18 protein-coding genes and 1 pseudogene are annotated in these 23,146 nt (G+C 66.1%); 6 read left to right on the top strand and 13 right to left on the bottom strand.

Going from position 1 to position 23,146, the window contains the following annotated elements; all coding sequences use genetic code 11:
• Positions 1–10 precede the first annotated feature (10 nt).
• Positions 11–1,078: a quinone-dependent dihydroorotate dehydrogenase gene (locus tag AL755_RS12160; RefSeq protein WP_054011231.1), complete on the bottom strand. Its 1,068-nt coding sequence runs from the start codon at positions 1,076–1,078 to the stop codon at positions 11–13.
• An 87-nt stretch (positions 1,079–1,165) separates the two neighbouring features.
• Between AL755_RS12160 and AL755_RS12165 the strand changes: the two are divergent.
• Together AL755_RS12165 and AL755_RS12170 are read left to right on the top strand one after the other, a co-directional pair.
• A pseudogene (locus AL755_RS12165) lies at positions 1,166–2,829 on the top strand (FAD-binding dehydrogenase).
• Positions 2,826–3,803, top strand: a complete 978-nt coding sequence (locus AL755_RS12170; RefSeq protein WP_054011232.1) for an alpha/beta hydrolase — start codon at positions 2,826–2,828, stop codon at positions 3,801–3,803. The pseudogene AL755_RS12165 and the gene AL755_RS12170 overlap by 4 nt, the downstream one beginning before the upstream one ends.
• On the opposite strand, the gene AL755_RS12175 is transcribed toward AL755_RS12170, so the two are convergent.
• From AL755_RS12175 to leuA, 4 genes are all read right to left on the bottom strand, one after another.
• Entirely contained in the window at positions 3,804–5,588 is a 1,785-nt protein-coding gene (locus AL755_RS12175) for a DUF222 domain-containing protein (protein WP_054011233.1), read from the bottom strand.
• Between the two features lie 188 nt (positions 5,589–5,776).
• Complete coding sequence (locus AL755_RS12180) at positions 5,777–6,589, bottom strand: isoprenyl transferase (RefSeq protein WP_054011234.1); 813 nt, start codon at positions 6,587–6,589, stop codon at positions 5,777–5,779.
• Positions 6,590–6,594: 5 nt separating this feature from the next.
• Positions 6,595–7,347 carry a DNA repair protein RecO gene (gene recO / locus AL755_RS12185; protein WP_054011235.1) on the bottom strand — a complete coding sequence of 251 codons (753 nt, stop codon included), beginning with the start codon at positions 7,345–7,347 and terminating at the stop codon, positions 6,595–6,597.
• Between the two features lie 115 nt (positions 7,348–7,462).
• Complete coding sequence (leuA, locus tag AL755_RS12190; protein WP_054011236.1) at positions 7,463–9,205, bottom strand: 2-isopropylmalate synthase; 1,743 nt, start codon at positions 9,203–9,205, stop codon at positions 7,463–7,465.
• Between the two features lie 256 nt (positions 9,206–9,461).
• Here leuA and AL755_RS12195 point away from each other — a divergent pair, with 256 nt between their 5' ends.
• A complete protein-coding gene (locus AL755_RS12195; RefSeq protein ID WP_054013034.1) occupies positions 9,462–11,426 on the top strand; it encodes a M13 family metallopeptidase in 1,965 nt (654 codons plus the stop codon).
• An 81-nt stretch (positions 11,427–11,507) separates the two neighbouring features.
• Here AL755_RS12195 and AL755_RS12200 read toward each other — a convergent pair whose 3' ends face one another.
• From AL755_RS12200 to AL755_RS12220, 5 genes are all read right to left on the bottom strand, one after another.
• A complete protein-coding gene (locus tag AL755_RS12200) occupies positions 11,508–13,106 on the bottom strand; it encodes an LCP family protein (protein ID WP_054011237.1) in 1,599 nt (532 codons plus the stop codon).
• A 121-nt stretch (positions 13,107–13,227) separates the two neighbouring features.
• Positions 13,228–14,193, bottom strand: a complete 966-nt coding sequence (era, locus tag AL755_RS12205; RefSeq protein ID WP_054011238.1) for a GTPase Era — start codon at positions 14,191–14,193, stop codon at positions 13,228–13,230.
• Entirely contained in the window at positions 14,186–15,562 is a 1,377-nt protein-coding gene (locus AL755_RS12210; protein WP_082369214.1) for a hemolysin family protein, read from the bottom strand. The genes era and AL755_RS12210 overlap by 8 nt, the downstream gene beginning before the upstream one ends.
• Complete coding sequence (ybeY, locus tag AL755_RS12215) at positions 15,559–16,032, bottom strand: rRNA maturation RNase YbeY (RefSeq protein WP_054011239.1); 474 nt, start codon at positions 16,030–16,032, stop codon at positions 15,559–15,561. The genes AL755_RS12210 and ybeY overlap by 4 nt, the downstream gene beginning before the upstream one ends.
• Complete coding sequence (locus tag AL755_RS12220) at positions 16,029–17,144, bottom strand: PhoH family protein (RefSeq protein ID WP_054011240.1); 1,116 nt, start codon at positions 17,142–17,144, stop codon at positions 16,029–16,031. The genes ybeY and AL755_RS12220 overlap by 4 nt, the downstream gene beginning before the upstream one ends.
• A gap of 395 nt (positions 17,145–17,539) precedes the next feature.
• On the opposite strand from AL755_RS12220, the gene AL755_RS12225 reads away from it, so the two are divergent.
• Positions 17,540–18,544 (top strand): GerMN domain-containing protein, encoded by a 1,005-nt coding sequence (locus AL755_RS12225; protein WP_054011241.1) that lies wholly within the window; start codon positions 17,540–17,542, stop codon positions 18,542–18,544.
• Between the two features lie 51 nt (positions 18,545–18,595).
• Here the strand turns inward: AL755_RS12225 and AL755_RS12230 are convergent, their stop codons facing one another.
• Genes AL755_RS12230 through hrcA form a run of 3 tightly spaced genes read right to left on the bottom strand, consistent with a single transcriptional unit; the run spans position 18,596 to position 21,565 of the window.
• Positions 18,596–19,369 (bottom strand): 16S rRNA (uracil(1498)-N(3))-methyltransferase, encoded by a 774-nt coding sequence (locus AL755_RS12230; protein WP_054011242.1) that lies wholly within the window; start codon positions 19,367–19,369, stop codon positions 18,596–18,598.
• Positions 19,370–19,375: 6 nt separating this feature from the next.
• On the bottom strand, positions 19,376–20,500 hold the full coding sequence (gene dnaJ / locus AL755_RS12235) for a molecular chaperone DnaJ (RefSeq protein ID WP_054011243.1): 1,125 nt from the start codon (positions 20,498–20,500) through the stop codon (positions 19,376–19,378).
• A gap of 51 nt (positions 20,501–20,551) precedes the next feature.
• Positions 20,552–21,565, bottom strand: coding sequence for a heat-inducible transcriptional repressor HrcA (hrcA, locus tag AL755_RS12240; protein WP_054011244.1), 1,014 nt, complete (start codon positions 21,563–21,565; stop codon positions 20,552–20,554).
• 247 nt (positions 21,566–21,812) lie between these two features.
• Here hrcA and AL755_RS12245 point away from each other — a divergent pair, with 247 nt between their 5' ends.
• Both AL755_RS12245 and AL755_RS12250 read left to right on the top strand, forming a co-directional pair.
• The gene (locus AL755_RS12245; protein WP_054011245.1) at positions 21,813–22,664 is read left to right on the top strand and encodes a DUF3097 family protein; all 852 of its coding nucleotides are present in this window, start codon (positions 21,813–21,815) and stop codon (positions 22,662–22,664) included.
• 59 nt (positions 22,665–22,723) lie between these two features.
• Positions 22,724–23,116, top strand: coding sequence for a DUF4870 domain-containing protein (locus AL755_RS12250; RefSeq protein ID WP_237762677.1), 393 nt, complete (start codon positions 22,724–22,726; stop codon positions 23,114–23,116).
• Positions 23,117–23,146 lie beyond the last annotated feature (30 nt).

The raw sequence follows: 23,146 nt of genomic DNA on the forward strand, positions 1-23,146 counted from the left end.
GGTCAGGCCGCTACTTGCGCAGCTTGGCCAGTTCCTTGTTGATGCGGGCAGCCCAGAACGGTCCTTCGTACAAGAAGGCCGTGTAGCCCTGCACCAGGGTGGCGCCGGCGTCGAGGCGTTCCTGCACCTCGGCGCCGGTCTCCACGCCGCCCACGGAGATCAGGGTCAGCGAATCTCCCACGGCCGTCTTGAGCTGGCGCAGCACGGCCAGGGAACGCGCCTTGAGCGGGGCTCCGGACAAACCGCCGGCACCCTTCTCCTCCACCATGGCGGCCGGGCTGGCCAGGCCGTCACGGCTGATGGTCGTGTTCGTGGCGATGATGCCGTCGAGCTTGAGGTCGAGGGCCAGTGCTGCCACGTCGGCAATGTCCTCATCGGAGAGATCCGGGGCGATCTTCACCAGCAATGGCACGTGCCGGCCAGCGGCCGTGTCCGCGGCCTCGCGCACGCCCGTCAGGAGCGGGCGGAGGGTTTCGACGTTTTGCAGCAGGCGCAGTCCCGGCGTGTTGGGCGAGCTGACGTTGACCACCATGTAGTCGGCCGACGGCGCCAGGGTGCGGGCGCTGACCAGGTAGTCCTCCAGCGCATCCTCAAGTTCCACCAGCTTGGTCTTGCCAATGTTGACGCCCACGATGGGCCGCACGGCCGGGTAGCTCTTGCCCAACTCCGCCAACGCCTTGGCCAGGCGCGGCGCAACGGCGGCGGCGCCGTCGTTATTGAAGCCCATCCTGTTGATGACGGCGCGGTCCTCGACCAGGCGGAACAGCCGCGGTTGCGGGTTGCCGGGCTGGGCGGCACCCGTAATGGTGCCCACCTCCACGTGGCCAAAGCCAAGGTTGGCCAGGGCGTTGATGCCGTGCCCTTCCTTGTCGAAACCGGCGGCCAGGCCAAACGGTGTGGGGAACGTCATGCCGAACGCCGTTGTCTGCAGGGTCGGCGACGGGGCGAACATGCGGCGCAGCACGGCGCCGGCACCCACCGTGTGGGCGGTCTTGATCAGGGTGAACCCGATCTTGTGCGCCCGTTCGGCGTCCATCCAGGAGAAACAGAGCCGGAAGAAGGTGGGATAAATTCGCATGCCTCCTAGTTTTCCGTCTTGGCGGCGCAACTGCAAAACGCACCCAGCCACCGGACGCACCCTCCCAACAGGCGCTAGCATGGCGCCATGGGAAGCAATGGAGCACAGACGCAATTGCGGGCCGACGTCGTGGTGGTCGGCGCGGGCCTTTCCGGACTGGTCGCCACGGCCGAGGCATACAACGCAGGCCGCACGGTGCTGGTGCTCGACCAGGAGCCGGAGGCGTCGCTGGGCGGGCAGGCCCATTGGTCCTTTGGCGGGCTCTTCCTGGTGGACTCCCCCGAGCAGCGCCACCTCGGCGTCAAGGACAGCGTGGAACTGGCCATGGGCGACTGGTTTGGCTCGGCCGGCTTCGACCGGGCCGAGGACCATTGGGCGCGCCAATGGGCGGAGGCCTATGTGAACTTTGCCGCCGGCGAGAAACGCCAGTGGCTCCACGCACTGGGCGTCCGGTTCTTCCCGCTGGTGCAATGGGCCGAGCGTGGCGGTTACGACGCCGAGGGCCACGGCAATTCCGTGCCACGCTTCCACGTGGTCTGGGGCACGGGCCCCGGCATCCTGGAGCCGTTCCTTGCCAAGATCGCCGAGGGTGTTGCCGCGGGCAAGGTTCGCCTTGCCTTCCGCCACCGTGCCACGGAGCTGGTGTTCGACGACGGAGCCGTCACGGGCGTCCGCGGTGAAGTCCTTGTCCCCTCCGGTGTGGAACGGGGCGTTGCGAGCAGCCGGGAGGTTTCCGGCGACTTCACGGCGTCCGCGGGCGCCGTCGTCGTCACCACCGGCGGCATCGGCGGAAACCACGCCATGGTGCGCTCCCAGTGGCCCGGCGGCGGGAGCCCCGGCTACATGCTCACCGGTGTCCCGGCATCGGTGGACGGGGAATTCCAGCAAGCGGTTGCTGCCGCCGGTGGAGCACTCGTCAACACCGACCGCATGTGGCACTACCCCGAGGGCATCCACAACCCCGACCCCGTGTGGCCCAACCACGGCATCAGGATCCTCTCCGGGCCGTCCCCTTGTGGCTCGACGCCACCGGACGGCGCCTGCCCGTGCCGTTGTTCCCGGGATTTGATTCCCTGGGCACGTTGCGGCATTTGGGCACCACGGGACATGACCACTCCTGGTTCGTGCTGAACAAGACCATCATCAGCAAGGAATTCGCGTTGTCCGGATCCGAACAAAATCCCGACCTCACGGGCAGGGACGTCAAACTGCTGGCCAAGCGGGCGCTTCCCGGTGCCACGGGGCCGGTGCAAAAGTTCCTCGACCGCGGCATCGATTTCCTGCAGGCGGCCACTCCGGTGGAACTGGCGGGCAAGATGAACGCCCTCATCGGTGCCGACCTGATCGACCCGGACAGGCTGCACCAGACGATTGCCGCCCGGGACCGCCAGGTCCTGAGCGGCCTGGGGAAGGACACCCAGCTGAATGCGATCCGGGAGGCGCGCCGCTTCGCCACCGACAAACTCATGCGCGTGGTCCCGCCACACGCCATGATGGCGCCCGAACACGGCCCGTTGATCGCCGTGCGCCTGTCCACGCTGACCCGCAAGAGCCTTGGCGGCCTGCAAACGGATCTGTCCTCCCGTGTGTTGGGGCCCGACGGCGCCGCCATCCCCGGTCTGTTCGCCGCGGGCGAGGCTGCCGGCTTTGGCGGCGGTGGATTGCACGGCTACCGCTCGCTGGAGGGCACCTTCCTGGGCGGCTGCCTGTTCTCCGGGCGCACGGCCGGCCGCAGCGCCGCAGCCGCATGAGCCGCCCCGCGCAGGTCTGGGCCACCGACATCCTCGGAGCTGATTACCAGTCCATGGCGTTGGAGGTGCCCCGCGCCGACGGCTCCCCCCGCCGGGCAACCCTGGTGCGGCACCGGCCGGAGAGCGGTACCACCGGAACCCGGCGTGCCGTGCTCTACCTCCACGGCTGGAGCGACTACTTTTACAACACCGGCCTGGCGGAGTTCTTCACGGGGCACGGCTATGAATTCTATGCACTGGATTTGCACAACCACGGGCGCAGCCTGGTGTCGGCCGAACTGGGCGGCTACGTGGACGACCTCGCCGACTATGACGAGGAGATCCTGCGGGCCCATTCGGTGATTTCCGACGACGCCGGCAGCGACCAGCCCCGCCAACTTGTCCTGGTGGGCCATTCCACGGGCGGCCTCATCGCCACCTTGTGGGCACACAAGTTCCCTGCCCTGGTCAGCCACCTTGTGCTCAACAGCCCGTGGTTGGAGATCCAGGGCGGCGCCGCGATCCGGCGTGCGGCCACTCCCCTGGTCCGGCCTGTTGCCGACTTCCGCCCGTTGACACGGATGCGGGTTCCCGAACGCACCTTTTATTGGCGCGGCATCAGCAAGGAGGCCTACGGCGAGTGGGCCGTGGACAGGCGGATGCGGCCCCCACAGGCCTTCCCGGTCCGGGCCGGGTGGATGCGGGCCATCCTGGCGGCCCAGCGAACCGTGGCCGGCGGACTTGGGCTGCCCATGCCGGTGCTGGTGCTTTTGTCCTCACGGAGCCTGCTTGGTCCCGTCTGGAGTGACGCCATGCTGCGGGCCGACGTGGTGCTCGATGTTCGCACCCTGGCGCTCCGCTCACTTTCCCTGGGCAACAGCGTGAGCGTGGAACGCATTGACGGGGCGCTGCATGAGGTGTTCCTTTCCACTCCCGCAGTTCGGGATGACGCCTACCGGCGGCTGGAGCGGTGGCTGCGCGGTTACGCGGGCTGACTAGAACGGGCAGGGTGCGTCAGACGGCTCTGGACCGTCGCCGTCGTTTTGACTGTGGAGGTATTCACGGCCCGTGGGCGTGATGGTCCTGGTGATGCCCGGACCGGCCGGTTCCACTGTCCATCCGGTTATTGGATCGTCTTTGAGCCGGTGACAGTACCTGGACCGTGGACGCAGGTTCTCGACGCTCGTTTCGCCTTTGGGCAGCAGGGTGCCGTCGGGTCCGTATCTGTCTTGATGGAAAGGGATGGTGTGGTCGATGTCGCAGGAGCGGGCCGGGTGGTCGCAGCCGATGCCTGTGCAGACGGGGTCGCGGAGGCGGACCAGGCGCACCATGTCCGCCGGCGGCTTATGCGACCCACGACCAATGCTCAGCCGGGTTCCCCTCTCGGGATCTGTCAGGATGCGTTGCCAGGACTTGGCGCCGGCGGCCAGTTCCCTGGCCTGGTCTGCTGGAATGGGTCCGTATCCATCCAGATTTCCGGGTTCTTCGGTGTGTCCGAGCAGGGTCATGACGGGGACTTCGACGGCTACCTTGGCCGGAATCCTTGGAACGAAGGTGGAGTTACAGGGAGCCTGCCCATCCGTCGGCCCGAGAAACGCTCGATCAGGCCCTGCCACGTCGCTGCAATCACGATTGCCGCCATTGCGGCCCGGGTGCAGGAAGGCCTGGTGGATCAGGTCCAGGAAGCAGTCCGCCATGTAGTTGTCCAGGCTCCGAGATGGTCTCCCCGTAGGAGTCAGGGCCGTGCTGGGATTGCCCTCCCGTTGGGCGTTGAGCGCCCAGGCCTGCAATGACTCAAACAACGCCAAGGCCGGAACGGCAGGAAGAACTGCGCCAATCTGCGCCATGGCATCCGGAAGCGGGGTGAACCAGACACGTCGTTGCACCGCGGCCCTGTTGTGACGTTCCGTCAGCGGCTCCGGATTATGCTTCTCGGCAAGGCGCCGAATCTTGCGGGTGAGTGAGGCCGGGTTCATGCGTGAGGCGCCGGGCAGGAACAGAGGCTCCAGCACGGGGAAGAGCGACTCGGGCACGTTTTCCAGTCCATGGCGGATCGCCCGGACGCGAACCGCGTCCAACAGTCCCTGCCTCAACAGGGCATGAGTGGCCGGCAGTGCACTGACGAGAGTCTCGGCGTCGTCCATGCGACGCGCGGCGGCACCTTCTCCGATCGCGTAGACCGCCATAAGTTCCCCGGCCGCCCAGAACGAGGTGTCCGGATGCCGGTCCCGGCGGGTTTCGCCCTCCAAGGGCGGCCGGCGGGCAGCAAAGGCCGCAAGGGCTGTCGCTTCCATGGCCTGGGCGAAGGCGGCAAGGCGATTTGCCGCGTGGGCGTAGTCGAGCAGGTCGTTGTCCGCCAGACCGGAAGGATCCAGGCCGTCCAGCGCATCCGCGCCGGCCGCCGGCGTCCAACGGATACCGGCCGGATTATTGGGCCGGGGAGCTTTGGGATGGTCGGGGACGGACGCCCGCACCAACTCCAGCCGCCCCTGAACGTCCGTAGGCGGCAAAGAAACGTAGACCGGGGCCGCGTCCAGGCCGGTGAGCCCCGCCCATTCCTCGACCGTGGCCGCACGCGCCGGGCCAACCCACGTCACATTCTCCATCCGGGGGTCATCGGCAAAAGGATCGGTGGCGATCAGCCGGGCGAACACGGCATCAACACCAACGCCGGGCCCGTAAGCATCGGCCTCCGGCACGCGGCCGGGGCGGAGAAACGGAATCGACGGACCGGAGGGGCTGGAGCCCCTCTCTAAACCGGGCCGGTGGATGGTGCCCATGATTCTATTTTAGTACATATGAACGAGTAAATAAATAGCTACTAGAACTAAATATTATTGGCTGTGAACGAAGGCCCTTACCGATGCCCTACATCGCGCGAACTGCAGCGGCGCCACAATCCCTCGACCAGACTTTTCTTTCCCCGGTCACTAGGACGGTGAATTGATAAGCGGACGAGCCTCCGGCCTTAGGCCTTGGCGGCCGCGTCCACGGCACCGCCGTAGCGGCGGTCCCGGCGTGCGTATTCGTCCACGGCCGTCCACAAGGTGCGGCGGTCGACGTCGGGCCACAAGGTATCCATGAAGACAAACTCCGCATACGCGCTTTGCCACAGCATGAAGTTGGACAACCGCTGTTCGCCGCTGGAGCGCAGGAACAAATCGACGTCGGGAACATCCGGCAGGTACATGTACTTCTGGATGGTCTTCTCCGTCACGGACCGCGGGCTGAGCTTGCCGGCGGCGACGTCTGCGGCCAGTGCGGCGACGGCGTCGGAAATCTCCGCCCTGCCGCCGTAATTAACACACATGGTCAACGTAATGGTGTCGTTGTCCTTGGTGTGCTCCTCGGCCACCTCGAGTTCCTTGATGACCGAGCCCCACAGCCGCGGCCGCCGCCCGGCCCAGCGGACCCGCACTCCCCAGGCGTCAAGCTGGTCGCGCTGGCGACGCAGCACATCCTTGTTAAATCCCATGAGGAAGCGGATCTCCTCGGGAGACCGCTTCCAGTTTTCGGTGGAGAAGGCGTACACGCTCACATACTTGATGCCCATTTCAATGGCGCCCGCCATGACGTCCAGCAGTGCCGGCTCCCCCGCCTTGTGGCCCTCAATGCGCGGCAGGCCGCGCTGGTTGGCCCAGCGCCCGTTGCCGTCCATGACGATGGCCACGTGGTTTGGCACGAGTTCCGCCGGGATGTCGGGCATGACGGCACCCGACTGGTGCGCCCAGGGGGCCACCACGGGCGGTTTCGCGCTGCTTCTGCTGCTTCGTTTGGCCATGGGTACTACGCACGCTCCACAAGTCTGAGGGAACGCACAGTGCGTTCCAGATGCCATTGGACATAACCGGCCACAAGGCCGGCGGCCTCGTTCCGGTGAATCGATTCGGACGCGTCCGCCCCGGCCCAGTCACCGCTGAGCAGGCAGGCCAACAAGAACATGGTTTGCGGGGCAGGCGCGGGCGAGCCCGGGGGCCGGCACTCGTGGCAGACGGCGCCGCCCAGCGACGCGTTGAACGCCCCGTGCGGCCCGGGTTCCCCGCACCGGGCGCAGTCGCCAAAACTGGGAGCCCAACCGGCGATCGACACGGCCCGCAACAGGTAGGAGTCAAGGATGAGTGCGGGCGCGTGGGCGCCGCGGCTCAGCGAGGCCAGGGCCCCCACCAGCAGCAGGTAGTGGGCGCCGGAGGTTTCGCCGTCGACGTCGGTGAGCCGTTCGGCGGTCTCCGCCATGGCCGCGGCCACCACGTAGCGGTCGTAGTTCGCGGCAATGTTGTCCCCGTAGCTGCCCTTGGCCACGGCCTGGGTGACGATGTCCAGCGTGCGGCCCTTGACGAGTTGCAGATCGGCCACCATGAACGGTTCCAGCCGGGCCCCGAACTTGCTGCTGGTGCGCCTGACCCCGCGGGCCACCGCCCGCAACTGGCCGTGGTGGTGGGTCAGCAAGGTGATGATCCGGTCCGCCTCCCCCAGTTTGTGGGTGCGCAGGACGACGGCGTCATCCCGGTAGGTGCGCGCGGCGAAAGATTGATTGGACACCCCTACATTCTCCCACCTTGTCCATGCACCCGCCTCCCCCCACACGCCGCGAAACGCCACGACCCCGCACACAAGGTGGCGGGGTCGTGGCGTTGCAGCAGCGGGGAGGTGGGGGCTAGGCCGCCTGGGCGTCCCTGATGGCGCGGTTGACGGCCGAGATGACTGCCTTCAGCGAGGCAGTGGAGGTGTTCGCGTCGATGCCGACGCCCCACAGCACGCGTTCACCGACGGCGCATTCCACGAACGCGGCCGCGCGGGCGTCGCCGCCCTCGCTCAGGGCGTGCTCGGTGTAGTCCAGGACGCGCACGTCCACGCCGTCCTCGCCGAGGATGCCCAGCAGGGCCGCGATGGGACCGTTGCCGGTGCCCGTGCGGGTGGCGGTGACGCCGTCGATCGTCATCTTGGCGATGAGCGTCATCTCGCCGTCGTCGTCCGTGGACGTCGTGAAGGAACCGATCCGGTAGCGGCCCCAGGCGTTGCTGGAGGTCTCCGCCGGCAGGTACTCGTCGTTGAAGATGGTCCACAGCTGGTCGCCGCTGACCTCGCCGCCCACGGTGTCGGTCTGCTTCTGGATGACCCCGGAGAATTCAATCTGGGCCCGGCGCGGCAGGTCCAGGTTGTGTTCGTTCTTGAGCAGGTACGCCACGCCGCCCTTGCCGGACTGCGAGTTCACCCGGATCACAGCCTCGTAGCTGCGGCCCAAGTCCTTCGGGTCGATCGGCAGGTAGGGCACGGCCCAGGTGTGGTCGGCGACGGCGTTGCCGGCCGCGGCGGCGTCGGCCTCCAGGGCCTCCAGGCCCTTCTTGATGGCGTCCTGGTGTGAACCGGAGAACGCGGTGAAGACCAGGTCTCCGCCGTAGGGGGTGCGTTCGGCGACCGGCAGCTGGTTGCAGTACTCCACGGTGCGGCGGATGTCGTCGATGTCGGAGAAGTCGAGCATGGGGTCGATGCCCTGCGTGAACATGTTCAGGCCCAGGGTCACCAGGTCCACATTGCCCGTGCGCTCACCGTTGCCGAACAGGCAGCCTTCAATGCGGTCGGCCCCGGCCAGGTAGCCGAGCTCGGCGGCGGCCACGCCGGTGCCGCGGTCGTTGTGCGGGTGCAGGGACAAGATGATGCCCTCCCGCGGGTGCAGGTTCCGGCTCATCCACTCAATGGAATCGGCGTAGACGTTGGGGGTGGCCATTTCAACCGTGGCCGGCAGGTTCATGATGACCTGGTTGTCGGCGGAGGCCTCGAAGATATCGGCGATGGCGTTGCACACGCGCAGCGCGTATTCCGGCTCGGTTCCCGTGAAGGACTCCGGGGAGTACTCGTAGGTGATGTGCGTTTCCTGCAGGGTTTCCTCGTACTTCTTGCACAGGCGTGCGCCCTGCAGTGCGATGTCCAGGATGCCGTCCTCGTCCTGGTTGAACACGACCCGGCGCTGCAGCACGGACGTCGAGTTGTACAGGTGCACGATTGCCTGCTTGGCGCCCACCAGGGATTCGTAGGTGCGCTCAATCAGGTGTTCGCGGGCCTGGGTCAGCACCTGGATCGTGACGTCGTCCGGGATGTGGCCGCCCTCGATCAGCTGGCGGACAAAGTCAAAGTCCGTCTGGGAGGCGGACGGGAAACCGACCTCGATTTCCTTGAAGCCCATCTTGACCAGCAGCTGGAACATCTTCATCTTCCGGCCCGGGCTCATGGGGTCGATCAGGGCCTGGTTTCCGTCACGCAAATCCACGGCGCACCAGCGCGGGGCCTTGGTGATGACCTTGTCCGGCCAGGTGCGGTCCGGCAGGGACACATTGATCTGGTCCTGGAACGGAACGTAGCGGTGGACCGGCATTCCCGAGGGCTTTTGTGCATTTCGCATTGGAGGTGACCTTAATCTTGTTCAACGTATTGGAAGCAAGGCCGGACAGCACAAACACCGCAGCGAGGTGGGCCGTTGCTCCAGGTTGATCATGTCAACGTGGTTGAGGCCTCGCCGCGGCAGCTAAGAAGAAGCATTCCAGTGCGCACATTTTTACCCTAGCACGGCCCGTAGGATGATAGTGAAAGAGCTCACTATGTGGGCGGCACCGCCCGCCGACACCACGTCCGAAACGACCTTAGGGGACCCGATTCTCTTGACCCATTCCGGTATCAACCGCAGCAATATCGACCCGGCCGTCCGGCCACAGGATGACCTGTATGGGCATGTGAACGGGAAATGGCTGGCCCGGGAAATCATTCCCGACGACCGCGCCATGACGGGCTCCTTTGTCACCCTGCGGGATGAGGCCGAGGCCGCCGTGAAGGCGATCATCGAACGCGCGGGCGAGGCGGCGGCAACCCCCGGCGCGGAGTCCGGCTCGGTCGCGGCAAAGATCGGCGACCTCTATGCCGGGTTCATGGATGAGGAAGCTGTTGAGGCTGCCGGCGCTACTCCCCTGGCCGGGAAGCTGGCGGCCATTGCGGGCACGGACTCGATCGCCGGCGTCGTGACCTTGATGGGCGAGCTTGACCGCGACGGCGGCGACGGCCTGTTTGGTGCCTACGTCAACAACGACGCCGGCAATCCGGACCGCGCGCTGCTGCACGTCTACCAGGCGGGCCTGGGCCTGCCGGACGAGTCGTACTACCGCGAGGAGAAGTTCGCCGCGATCCGCGAGTCCTACCTTGCCCATTTGGAAACCATGCTGGGCCTGGCCGGCGTACCCGATGCCGCCGCGAAGGCCGCGCGGATCATGACGCTGGAGACCGAGATTGCCGCAACGCACTGGGACAAGGTGACCCTGCGCGATCCGCAAAAGACCTACAACCTGATGGACAAGGCCGACGCCCTGGACCTGCTGCCCGCGCTGGAGCTGTGGCTGGAGGCCCTGGGGGTCACCGCAGGGCAGTGTGCCGAGCTCGTCGTGGCCACGCCGGACTTCTTCTGGGGCCAGGCTGCGCTGCTGACCGAGGACCGGTTGGCCGACTGGCAGGCCTGGCTGGCCATGCGCACCATTTCCGCGGCCGCCCCGTACCTTGCCAGCGCGTTCGTCGACGCCAACTTTGCGTTCTACGGCACCATCCTGAGCGGCACCCCGTCGATCCGGGAACGCTGGAAGCGCGGTGTGGCCCTGGTCGAGGGAGTCCTGGGCGAGGCCGTGGGCCAGCTGTACGTGGCCGAACACTTCCCGGAGTCGCACAAGGCACGCATGGAGGTGCTGGTGGCGAACCTGATCGAGGCGTACCGCCAAAGCATCAGCGCCCTGACCTGGATGAGCCCGGAAACCATTGCCAGGGCGCAGGCCAAGCTGGACGCGTTCACCCCGAAGATCGGCTACCCGTCCAAGTGGCGCGACTACACGGCGTTGGAGATCGTCCCCGGTGACCTGATCGGCAACATCGAAGGCGGCAACGCCTTTGAACTGGCCCGCCAACTCGCCAAGATCGGGGCTCCGATCGATCGGGAGGAATGGCTCATGACGGCACAGACCGTCAACGCCTATTACAACCCGACCATGAACGAAGTGGTGTTCCCTGCCGCGATCCTGCAACCGCCGTTCTTTGACGCCGACGCCGACGACGCCGCGAACTACGGCGGCATCGGAGCCGTGATTGGCCACGAGATCGGCCACGGCTTCGATGACCAGGGCTCGAAGTTCGACGGCACGGGTGCCCTGCGCAATTGGTGGACCGACGCCGACCGGGCAGCCTTCGAGGAGCTGACGGGCAAGCTCGTGGACCAGTACAACGCCCTCTCCCCCATCGCCGCTCCCGGCGAAAAGGTCAACGGCGAACTGACCCTGGGCGAAAACATCGGCGACCTGGGCGGGCTGGCCATCGGCTACAAGGCCTACGGCCTGAGCCTTGACGGTGCAGAGATCCCGGTGATCGAGGGCATGACGGGCGCCGAGCGGTTCTTCTTCTCCTGGGCCGAATGCTGGCGCACCAAGATCCGCCACGAAGAGGCCGTGCGCCGCATTACCGTGGACCCGCATTCGCCGTCGGAATGGCGCTGCAACGCCGTGGTGCGCAACCTCGACGCGTTCCATGAGGCGTTTGGCACCACGGAGGCCGACGCCCTCTGGCTGGACCCGGCCGACCGGGTCAGCATCTGGTAATCAGCAGGAAAAAGTGATGGCCGCCGGATTTCCGGCGGCCATCACTTTTGTCTTCTTGCCCCTACCGGGCCCTTGAGCCTGTTAGTACGTGTAGTAGGCCGGGTTGACCGTCAGGCACTCATTGTCCTGGGCCGCCGTGCTGGAGACGATCCCCTTCGGGACGACGATCTTGCCGTATTGCGTGCCGCTCGACCAGTCGGTTCCGATGACAAGCTGGACACCCGAAATGGTGGGGTCCGAGACGACGGCCGAGGTCGGGATCTTGAACATCTTGGCAACGTCCGTGGCGACGTCCTTCATGTCCGCCCCGTACAGGACCCGGGTCTTGTTGCTGGCGGCAATGTCGCCGGCGGACCAGGTGCCGGTGAATCCGGCCTTGGCCAGCGAGGCCATGATCTCCGTGGAGCGGTCGACGACGGCGGAGGCGTTGGCGACGCTGACCGCTTGGAGGGCCTTGTCGTACGCGGGGGCCTTGGTGGTCGGCGCAGCCGTGCTTGGCGTGGCCTGCGCGGTGGCGGTGCCGGTGGCCGACGCCGTCGAGCCGCTGCTGGGCTTCGGTGTCGCCTTGGGCTTGACCTTGGTCAGCGCGGTGTCGGTGCGCAGTGCGGCAAAGAACTGTCCCGCGGCCGGTTCGGCCAGCTGCACCCGGTTGATGTCATAGACATAGGGTTCGGTGGGCACGGTGACGAATGCAACGTTGGCCAGGTCGATCTTGGAGAGCCTGTTGGCGATGCCGATCATGGCCGGGATGTTCGCCAGGCCTTCGTCGATGGTCAGGTTCTTCGTCACGACGTCGGCCAGGTTGTACAGCAGCGGGATGTTGGTCAGCGTGCCTTCACTCTTGACCTTGCGGACCATGGAGCCCAGGAAGTACTGCTGGGCCTTGATCCTGTCGAGGTCGCTGGAGACGCCGAAGGCATGGCGGGTCCGCAGGAAGGCGAGGGCTTGTTCGCCCTTGACTAGGCTCTTGCCGGCGGGCAGCCTCAGGAAGGAGCCGTCGACGTCGTACATCGCATGGTTCACGCACACCTGAACGCCGCCGATGGCGTTGGAGAGCTCCTTGACGGCCGTGAAGTCGGCCAGCATGAAGTGGTCGATCGTCAGGCCGGTGAGCTCGTTGATGGCGGCCACGGTACAGCCCGGACCCGCGGCCAGGGCGGAATTGAGCTGGCCCATCGCCTGGCCGGGCACGATCTGCCCCGTCACGGCGGACTTGCAGTCCGGGATCGGCACCATCAGGTCGCGCGGGAAACTCGTCACCGACACCTGGGAGTTGTCAGCCGAAATGTTCATGAGCAGCATGACGTCCGAGTTGCCTTCGCCGCCGGAGTCGGCCGTCGTACCGTACTCATCATTCTTGCCGGCACGCGTGTCCGTGCCGAGAATGAGGATCTGCAGGGATCCGGTGTCCTCGGCGGACGTCTTGGACTTGTTCCCGTTGACGCTCGCGTCCAGGGGTGCCGTGGTGACGTTCTGCTGAAGTTTCCACAGCATCGCCCCGGCGGTGCCCAGGCCAAGAACCAGCGCCCCACACAGTGTGACGGCGGTGATCTTCAGCCAGAGCGGAGCCTTGCGGCGCGGGCCGAAGTGCCGGCCAACGGGTGACGCGTCCCCCACAGGTTCACGATGTGAGGTGCCGGCAGCTTTATCTGCCGCCGTTTCGGCACGGCGTCGCCCCATGGATGAACCTTTCATTAAGAACAAAGAACTCCATTGAGCTTACCGGCCGAGGCTGGGAAGATCCCCCATGCCTCGGCCCGCCCATGGAATTGGCGCACCGCGAGGGGGCGGTGCGCCAATGTCAAAACCCTAGTTTAACCAGCTGTTTGGGGTCGCGCTGCCAATCCTTGGCTACCTTGACATGCAGGTCAAGGTAGATCTTGGTGCCCAGCAACGCCTCGATCGCATGGCGGGCGTTCGTGCCCACCTCGCGCAGCCGGGCGCCGCCCTTGCCAATGATGATGGCTTTTTGCGAGGGGCGTTCCACATACAGGTTCACGCGGACATCGAGCAGCTCGTGGCCCTCGGTGCGGCCCTCACGGGGCACGATTTCCTCGACCACCACGGCCAGCGAGTGCGGCAATTCGTCACGCACGCCTTCGAGGGCGGCCTCGCGGATCAGCTCCGCCACCATGACGGCCTCGGGCTCGTCGGTCAGTTCCCCGTCCGGGTACAGGGCCGGGGACAGCGGCATGAAGCCGGCGAAGACCCCGGCAAGGGTCTCCACCTGGAAGTCCTCCACGGCGGAGACAGGCACGACGGCGGCAAAACCGTCCTCGCCCATGACCTCGCGGCCCAGTTTGTCCACGGCAATCAGCTGGTCGGTGACGGCCTGGCGGTCCACGGTGTCGGTCTTGGTCACAATGGCGACCACCGGTTTCTTGCCGACGTTGGCCAATTGCTGGGCGATGAAGCGGTCGCCGGGGCCGATCTTCTCGTTGGCGGGCAGGCAGAAGCCGATCACGTCAACCTCGGAGAGGGTGTCGGCCACCAGGTCGTTGAGGCGCTTGCCCAGCAGTGTCCGCGGGCGGTGCAGCCCTGGTGTGTCCACCAGGACCAGCTGGAAGGTTTCGCGATGGACGATCCCGCGGATCGTGTGCCGGGTGGTTTGCGGCTTGGCCGAGGTAATGGCGACCTTCTGCCCGACCAGGGCGTTGGTCAGTGTCGACTTGCCGGCGTTGGGCCGGCCGGCAAGCACTGCGAAGCCGGCCCGGAACCCTTCATCCTTGGGTGCCGGCATGGCCAGCTTTCCCTTTTGCTTACTCATGGTTACTCCTGTGGTGTTCCTTGGTGGTGCGGGCGCCCGACGGCGTGTTGCCGTCGTGGTCGGCCAAATCTTGGGTGCGGGCTTCGGGCAACGAAACACTGCTGTTAATGCCATTTTCGACCTCGCCGATGGCGCTGGCAATAATGTGGCTGATCCGGTTTCGCGCCGGTTCCATGCGGTCCGCCACGAGGCGGATTCCGGACACGTCCACGGTGCTGCCCACCGTGGGAATCCGGCCCAGATGCTTGGCCAGCAGCCCGCCTGCGGTGTCGACCTCGTCGTCGTCCAGTTCCTTGCCGAACAGTTCGCCGAGGTCATCCACGGCCATGCGGGCCCGGATGCGGTAGCGGCCCTGCCCCAGGCCCTGGACCTCCGGTGCCACCGAGTCGTACTCGTCGGCGATCTCCCCGACGATCTCCTCGATCAAATCCTCCAGGGTCACCAGGCCCGCCGTGCCGCCGTACTCGTCGACCACGATCGCGACGTGGGTCGACTCGACCTGCAATTCCTTCAGGAGATCGTCAACCGGTTTGGATTCGGGCACGTAGCGAACGCTGCGGGCAAGGTTTTCCACCTTGGGCCGGGCGTCGCCGTCGCCCAGGCGGTGCATGGTGGCCACCAGGTCCTTCAGGTACAGGATCCCCAGAATGTGGTCGGTGCTTTCGCCAATGACGGGCACCCGGGAGTAGCCGGAATCCAGGAACACGTCCATGGCGTCCTCAAGGCTGGAGCCTTGTTCAATGCTGCGGATGTCCGTCCGCGGAACCATGACGGCACGCACCATGGTCTCGCCCAGGTCGAAGACGCTTTGGATCAGTTCGGCCTCGTTGTCCTCGATCATTTCCGAATCGCTCGCGCGGTCCACAAATTCTCGGAACTCCTCCTCCGTGACGAAGGCGTCGTCGGTTCCGGGCGCGTCCTTGGCCACGGCGCTGCCGAGCTTGACGAACCATCCCGGAATTGGACCGAGGATCCTGAACAGGAAGTGCACCAGCCAGGCCGTGCGGCGCACCAGGGCGGCCGAGTGCAGGCGGCCAAGGCGGCGGGGCGAGACCCCCACCAGCACGAAGCCGATTGCCGCCATGATCACCGTGGCGACCAGGCCGGCCAGCCATTCGTTGTCCAGCAGGGCCATCAGGAACAAGGCCACTGCCACGGCGGCCGCCATCTCAAACCAGACCCGCCAAAAGCGCAGGGCGTTCAGGTGCGGCATGGGTGCGGCGAGGATCTTTGCCACCGATACACCCCTGCCGGAGGCGGCGTCGGCGTCGTGCCGGGGGAAGAAACTAAGCGCCGACTCAATGGCTGTCAGCAGTGCGGCGATGGCCGCGAAGATCACCCCCATGATCGGCAAGGCGACAATCGTCACTGCATTGTCTCCCTGGGGGCGTCCTTGCCCAGGAAGCTGGAAAGCAATTCACGTTGCAGGCCGAACATCTCGGCCTTTTCCTCGGGTTCGGCATGGTCGTAGCCGAGCAGGTGCAGCACGCCGTGGGTGGTCAGCAGCAGCAGCTCCTCCTCCATGGAATGCCCGGCCGCCACGGCCTGTTCCTGTGCCACCACGGGGCAGAGCACAATGTCGCCGAGCAGGCCGGCCGGCGTCGGCTGTTCGGGCGTGCCGGGGCGCAACTCGTCCATCGGGAAGGAGAGGACGTCGGTGGGGCCCGGCTCGTCCATCCACTCGATGTGCAGCTTCTCCATGTTCTCCACGTCCGCCATGATGATGGACAGTTCCGTCTCCGGATGGACGTGCATCTGGGTCAGGATGTGCCGGACCAGCTTGACCAGCTCCTCCTCGCGAACATCGACGCCGGACTCATTGTTAATTTCGATGCTCATGGGGTGCGGTAATCCTTGGAGGTGGTGCGGTCGGGGACATTGCGTTCGGAAACGGTGTGCGGGCTGACGAGCGTGTGGTGCTCCTCATCCCAGTGGTTGTAGGCGTTGACTATGGCACCCACCAGGCGGTGGCGGACCACGTCCTCGGCGTCAAGGATGGAGAAGTTGATGTCCTCGACATCGCGCAGGATCTCCTCGACCACGCGCAGCCCGGAACGGGTGCCGCTGGGCAGGTCCACCTGGGTGATGTCGCCGGTGACAACAATCTTGGAGCCAAAACCGAGCCGGGTGAGGAACATCTTCATTTGTTCCGGCGTCGTGTTTTGGGCCTCGTCGAGGATGATGAACGCGTCGTTGAGCGTGCGCCCGCGCATATAGGCCAGCGGTGCCACCTCGATGGTGCCGGCCGCCATGAGCCGCGGAATTGTCTCCGGGTCCATCATGTCGTGCAGGGCGTCATAGAGGGGCCGCAGGTACGGATCGATCTTGTCGCTGAGGGTTCCGGGCAAGAAGCCCAGCCGCTCCCCCGCCTCGACGGCGGGCCTGGTCAGGATGATGCGGCTGACGTCCTTGCGCTGGAGCGCCTGCACGGCCTTGGCCATGGCCAGGTAGGTTTTGCCCGTGCCTGCCGGGCCAATGCCGAACACCACGGTGTTGCGGTCAATGGCGTCGACGTAGTTCTTCTGGTTCAGCGTCTTGGGGCGGATGGTCCGTCCGCGGCTGGAGAGAATGTCCTGCGTGAGGATGTCCACCACCGAGGTGTCGGGCCGGGCCTTGAGCATGGTGGTCAGCTGCTCCCAGACCGCGGCACTCATGGTGGTGTTGCGGGCCACCATGGCGCGCGCCTCCTCCATGAGGTGCATGATCCGCGGGACAACCGCGCTGGGGCCGGTGATGGTGAGGTCGTTGCCGCGGGCCAGGAAGGCCACCGACGGATACAGGCCCTCGACGATGCGCAGGCCCTCATCCTCGGCACCGAGCGTGTCAACCATCTGGGTTCCGGAGGCAAAGTGCACAACCTCGGTGCGCGTGCCATCCACTGAATGCGGGAAAAACCGCCCAGTGCCGGGTTCCGGAAACTGTTCGTGGCGGCTTGCTGTTGTCTCTGGCATAAGTTCGGCCGGTCCCGGCCTGCGTTTCTCTCCTCGGTGGTACCGGCAAAAAGCCGGTTGCTGTGCACTGTTAGGTCCTACGGTCAATCTTAGTCCACCGCGGCCGCGCCGTGGGGAATGGGCACCAGCTCCCGATCGCGCCCGGCGGGTTCGACCGCGCCCCGATTAAGTCATACGTCACAATCGTGTTTCGATACGGTTTCAGTTCGCCGGGATTGGGCCAATTTCCCGGCATTTGCCGCCGTGACTGTGCCAAGCTTATGGAGGTTCAAAGACATTTGGGGATGGTTTGGGCTAGAGAATCGCCGCCAACGCGGCCCCACGACATTCCACTGAACAGCGAGCACGTCATCCCCAGGTCTTCATCTCCGCAGCCGCCACGAACGCACGCCCGCGTGCCGGACGGCCGACTGCGGGCGGCCGCAGGACCCGCCCGTCGGCACCGTTCGGCGCTGTGGGCCGGAGTCGTACTGTCCCTTTCACTGGCGGTCACCGGCTGTTCGGCTTCCTCCACCGCGCACACCGACGCCTCCATGCCCACCTCGGGATCCGGTGCGAGCTCCGCGGCCGACGCCGCGGCCGGGACCGCCGGCCTTGTCACCAGCGCCCCTCTGGAAACACCCACTACCAGCCAGACGCTTCCGGTCTATTGGCTGGGCCACAGCAATGACTCGGTCTTCTTGTACCGGGAGTTCGTGGCGGCGCCCTCCACGGATGACCCCATCGTTGCGGCGTTGCGGGCCATGATGACCGAGCGCCCCAATGATTCCGACTACTTTTCGGTCTGGAACAAGCCCTCCCGGCTCGGTGCGTCGGTTTCGGCGAAGAATGTGATCACCGTTGACGTGTCCTCGGACGCCTTTGGCCAAAAAGTGGACCAGGGCATCGCCGAGCGGTCCGTGGCGCAACTGGTCTATACGGCAACGGCCGCGGCCGCGATGGCCGGGCTCATCGACTCCTCCACGACCATCCAGGTTTCCGTGCTCGTGGACGGCCACACCGGCTACAACGCCTTTGGCCACGTGCCGCTCACGAAGCCGCTGACCCGGGACAGCTCTTTCGTGGCCCCCGTCTGGATCATCGACCCCGCCGACGCTTCCACCTACTCGACCCTGCCGTTGCGGGTCAGCGGCCAGGGCATTTCCGCCACCGGCGTGCTGGGTTGGAGCCTGGCGGTTGTGGAAAACGGCAAGCCGGGCAAGGTGTACCTCTCCGGCACGGTGGCGGTCCCGCAGGGACCCAACGTGCTGGGCACCTTCAGCTTCAACCTGGTGCCGCCGCTGGGCACGTACGAGTTGTCGGTTTTCATCCCCGACCCCGCGAACCCGGGCACCCGGCTTGGCGTGGATACCAAGGTGGTCACCCTGGGTGAGCGCGGCGCCGCCCCGAGTCCCGGCTAGATTTCCCCAAGCCAAAACTTCCTGGGCCGGGACGTCCCCCGCCGGGGCTTCCTACCAGCGCTGCAATTCGTGGCTGAGCAGCACCACGGCGGCCGGACCGGCCGTGGAGGACCGCAGCACGTGGTGGCCCAGCAGTGCCGTCTGCGCTCCGGCGGCCAGGAATGCTTCTACCTCCGCCGGGCTCATGCCGCCTTCGGGGCCAACGATCATGACAACCCGTGCCGGCTCGCCGCCGCCATCCCCCGCGCCTGCGCGCCAGGAGCGGACCACCCCGGGCAATGAGTTGACGGCGTCCTCGTGGAGGATCAGGGCAAGGTCGGCGGATCCGATGAGTTCGAGAAGCCCCGGTGTTCCCACCAGCTCCCCCACCCACGGGACCCGTGAGCGCCGGGCCTGCTTGGCGGCCGTGGCCACCACGTTGCGCCACTTGACCGGGCCCTTGACGGCCTTGTCCATCTTCCAGCGCACGATCGAGCGTTCGGCCTGCCAGGGCACGACGCCGTCGACGCCCAGTTCGGTGGCCGTCTCAATGGCAAGCTCGTCGCGGTCGCCCTTGGCGAGGGCCTGGACCAGGACAAGTTCGAACGGTTCGGCTTCGGCGCCGACGACGGTCTCGACGCGAACATCAAGGACACCGGCACCGGCGGCCGTGACGGTGCACACCAGCCGCAGCCCCGCGCCGTCGCACAGGTCAACCGGCTCCCCCGGAGAAATCCTTTTGACGGTGACGGCGTGGCGGCCCTCGGCGCCGGCGAGGCTGAAGGAATCGCCGGCGGCCAGGGGTGCCAGTTCCGCCGGTTCGGCGTAGAAGACGGGGTTGCTCACGGTGCCTTAGAGGTTGCCGAGCTTGTCGCGCAGCTTGGCGAACATGCCGCCGCTGCTGACCAGCTTGCCTTCGGTGAACGTTTCCCCGCGCAGGGCGGCAAGCTGCTTGAGCAGATCCTCCTGGGCGGCGTCCGGCTTGGTGGGGGTTTCGACGTGGATGTGGACCTTCAGGTCACCACGGCCGTAGCCGCGCAGGTGCGTGACGCCAAGGTTGCGCAGGTTGATGACCTCCCCTGCCTGGGTGCCCGGCTTGATGCTGATGGGCTGTTCGCCGTCGAACGTCTCCAGGGTCAGTTCCGTGCCCAGGGCCGCGGCCGTCATGGGCACGCTCAGGGTGGCGTGCAGGTCGTCGCCCTCGCGCATGAACGCGGGGTCGTTGTTGACCTTCATTTCGACGTACAGGTCGCCGGAGGGGCCGCCGGCCGGGCCGGCCTCGCCCTGGTTGGACAGCTGGATCCGGGTGCCCGTGGCAACGCCGGCCGGGACCTTGATGGTCAGGGTGCGGCGGCTGCGCACGCGGCCCTCGCCCATGCATTCGTTGCAGGGGTCCTCGATGCGGGTGCCGAAGCCCTGGCAGGAGTTGCAGGTAGCCAGGGTCATCACGTTGCCCAGGATCGAGCGCATGGGGCGCTGGATCTGGCCGCTGCCGCGGCAGACGTCGCAGGTGACGGGGTGCGTGCCGGGGCGGCAGCAGCTGCCCTCACAGGTGGTGCACGTGACGGCCGTGTCGATTTCAAGCTTCTTGTTGACGCCGAATACGGCCTCGCTGAGGTCCACGCGAACGGTGATGAGCGCGTCCTGGCCGCGGCGCATGCGCGACGCCGGGCCGTGGCCCTGGCCGCCCCCACCGAAGAAGGTCTCGAAGATGTCCTGGAACGCGAAGCCCTGGCCGTCGAAGTTGCCGGCGCCGCCGCCATTGCCGTTCTCGTTGCCGGTGGTGTCGTAGACCTGGCGTTTTTGCGGATCCGAGAGGACCTCATAGGCGTGCGTGACGGCCTTGAACTTGTCCTGGGCGTCCGGGGCGTCGTTGACGTCCGGGTGGAGCTTGCGGGCCAGCTTGCGGTAGGCCTTTTTGATCTCCTCCGGGGTTGCGTCGCGGGAGACACCCAGTGCGTCGTAGTGGTTGCTCAAAGTCTTGCTCTCTTCTATGGAACGTGTACGAAGTTCGTCTTTGCTGGCCGGCTAGCCGGCCAAAATCCTGGACAGGTAGCGGGCCACGGCCCGAACGCTGGACATGGTGTTGGGGTAGTCCATCCGGGTTGGCCCCACCACGCCAAGTTTTGCGCTTTCCCCGGGGCCGTAGCTGGTGGCCACGACCGATGCCTCCGCCAGGGAGTCATGCGGGTTTTCCCGGCCAATGCTCACGGCCATGCCCAGGGAGTCCTGCGCCATTTGTTCAAGCAGGCGCAACAGCACCACCTGCTCCTCCAGCGCGTCGAGGACGGGGCCGATGCTCAGCGGGAAGTCAACATTGGAACGGGCGAGGTTGGCGGTGCCGGCAAGGACGATCCTGTCCTCGCGGGCGGCCTGCGCCAGCTGACCCAGGCCGTGCGCCAGCTTGTGCGCCACGTCCTTCTCGGTGGCCGGGACCAGTCCCGGAATCTGCTCCAGGGCGCCCGGCAGGGCGGCCACCGTCAGGCCGGAGACGGCGCCGAGGAATACCTGGCGGAGCCGGGCAAGTGCGGGGTCCTCAACCTCGACGCCGGCGTCGATCACGCACTGTTCGACCTTGCCGGAGGCAAGGATCAACACGATCAAGACCTGCCGCGGACCCAATGAGACAAATTCAATGTGCCGGACCGTGGTCTTCGCCGAGCGCGGGTACTGGACCACCGCCACCTGGTTGGTCAGTTGCGCGAGGGTGCGCACCGTGCGGTCAAGGACGTCGTCGAGATCGCTGGAACCGTCCAGCAGCACGGAAATGGCCCGGCGCTCAGCGGCGGAAAGCGGCTTGACGGAGGAAATCTGGTCGACGAAGAGCCTATAGCCCTTGTCGGTGGGGATGCGGCCGGAGCTGGTGTGGGGGGCGGCGATGAGCCCCTCCTCCTCCAGCGCGGCCATGTCGTTACGGATCGTGGCACTGGAAACGCCCAGCCGGTGCCGTTCAACCAGGGCCTTGGATCCGACGGGCTCGCGCGAATGAACGTAGTCCTCCACGATGGCGCGCAGCACTTCCAACTTGCGTGGTTCACTCATGCCTTGCACCTCCTTCGCGAACCTGGCGATTCCAGGGTTGTACGTTCCTGTAGGGCGGCTGGCCCCATGCGGCCAAAACAGCGCCGTTAGCACTCTACCCACTCAAGTGCTAAGTCTAATACCTTCGGGCAAGCACCATTCCCGGCACGGCGCGCCAGCCCGGGCCCCGACCCGCTTGCTAGCATGGGTTTTTCAGCCAGCGGCGTACATGCAGCGCAGTACGAACACAACAAGAGCGAGCAGACAAGTGCACTACAACGATTGGGGTCCGCAGGACCTGGCCGCACCCAAGGCCCGGGTGCTCCGCAAGGTTCCGGCGGCGCGCGGCCTGGTGGTCGAGGACGTCCAGACCGGCTGGGTGGGCGCCGTCGTCAGGATTGAGAAGTCCGGCGGCATGCACATCATGGAACTGGCCGACCGGCGGGACAAGGTGCGGGCGTTTCCGCTGGGCTTTGGCTTCCTGATTGACGGAGAACCCGTCGAAGTGGTGGCCCCTGCTCCCGTCGCCGCGGCCCCGCAGAAGACCCGGACGGCGTCCGGCTCGGTCAAGGTTGAAGGGCTGCGCGCCCAGGTGGCCAAGGCCAGCCGGATCTGGGTGGAGGGAAAGCACGACGCCGAGCTCGTGGAGAAGGTGTGGGGCGACGACCTCCGGGTGGAGGGCATCGTCGTCGAGCCGCTGCGTGGGATCGACGATCTGACCGCCGCCGTGAAGGATTTCGCGCCGGGCCCCAACCGCCGGCTGGGCGTCCTGGTGGACCATTTGGTGCCGAACTCCAAGGAATCGCGCATTGTGGCGGATCTCATGAAGTCCCCGGCCGCCCGTAACAATGTGCTGGTGGTGGGCCACCCCTATGTCGACGTATGGCAGGCCATCAAGCCGGCCACGCTGGGAATCCCGGCCTGGCCCGTCATTCCGCGCACCATGGAGTGGAAAGTGGGCATTTTGCGCGCTTTTGGCTGGCCGCACACCACCGCCGAGGACATTGGCCTGGGCTGGGCCCGGCTGCTGTCGCGGGTGAACAATTACGCCGATCTTGAGCCGTCGCTGCTGGGTCGGGTCGAAGAGGTCATTGATTTCCTCACGGCACCCGTATCCTAGTTAATGCGCAGGCACGACGCCGGCGCGGCAGTATTCGCAGGTTGAGAGGCAAGTTACAAGTGAGCAATCCGGTGCAACAATCCAATAATCCGGCCAAGCCCCCACTAACCCCGGCCGAAGACAAGCAGTGGGCCTTCCTGGCACACTGCGGCGGCATCCTTGGCTGCATACCGTCCGCGCTGATCTACAGGTACATGCGTGACCGCGGCCCGTTTACGGCCCAGGAATCCCGCGAGGCCCTGAATTTCACGCTGCCGCCCACCATCATTGCCGTGGTACTGAACCTGCTGGGCATCGTGGTCTCCGCCTTCGACCCGGGCGCCGGCACCCCGTTCTCCATGCTCGCACTGCTGATCTGGGTGGTTCTGACCGTCTGGTCGGTCATCGCGGCCATCCAGGTCAACAAGGGCAACCCCTATCGTTACGCCCTGAACCTGCGCCGCATCAAGTAACCGGGCAGCCAGGCCTGCGCTAGCCGATCG

This window comes from Arthrobacter sp. ERGS1:01, from assembly GCF_001281315.1.
Lineage (GTDB): Bacteria > Actinomycetota > Actinomycetes > Actinomycetales > Micrococcaceae > Specibacter.

What these genes read in the sequence shown, in the direction of transcription:
- AL755_RS12160 (WP_054011231.1), bottom strand. Translation starts at nt 1,078, where the DNA reads ATGCGAATTTATCCCACCTTCTTCCGGCTCTGTTTCTCCTGGATGGAC.
- AL755_RS12170 (WP_054011232.1), top strand. Translation starts at nt 2,826, where the DNA reads ATGAGCCGCCCCGCGCAGGTCTGGGCCACCGACATCCTCGGAGCTGAT.
- AL755_RS12175 (WP_054011233.1), bottom strand. Translation starts at nt 5,588, where the DNA reads ATGGGCACCATCCACCGGCCCGGTTTAGAGAGGGGCTCCAGCCCCTCC.
- AL755_RS12180 (WP_054011234.1), bottom strand. Translation starts at nt 6,589, where the DNA reads ATGGCCAAACGAAGCAGCAGAAGCAGCGCGAAACCGCCCGTGGTGGCC.
- leuA (WP_054011236.1), bottom strand. Translation starts at nt 9,205, where the DNA reads ATGCGAAATGCACAAAAGCCCTCGGGAATGCCGGTCCACCGCTACGTT.
- AL755_RS12200 (WP_054011237.1), bottom strand. Translation starts at nt 13,106, where the DNA reads ATGGGGCGACGCCGTGCCGAAACGGCGGCAGATAAAGCTGCCGGCACC.
- era (WP_054011238.1), bottom strand. Translation starts at nt 14,193, where the DNA reads ATGAGTAAGCAAAAGGGAAAGCTGGCCATGCCGGCACCCAAGGATGAA.
- ybeY (WP_054011239.1), bottom strand. Translation starts at nt 16,032, where the DNA reads ATGAGCATCGAAATTAACAATGAGTCCGGCGTCGATGTTCGCGAGGAG.
- AL755_RS12220 (WP_054011240.1), bottom strand. Translation starts at nt 17,144, where the DNA reads ATGCCAGAGACAACAGCAAGCCGCCACGAACAGTTTCCGGAACCCGGC.
- hrcA (WP_054011244.1), bottom strand. Translation starts at nt 21,565, where the DNA reads ATGAGTGAACCACGCAAGTTGGAAGTGCTGCGCGCCATCGTGGAGGAC.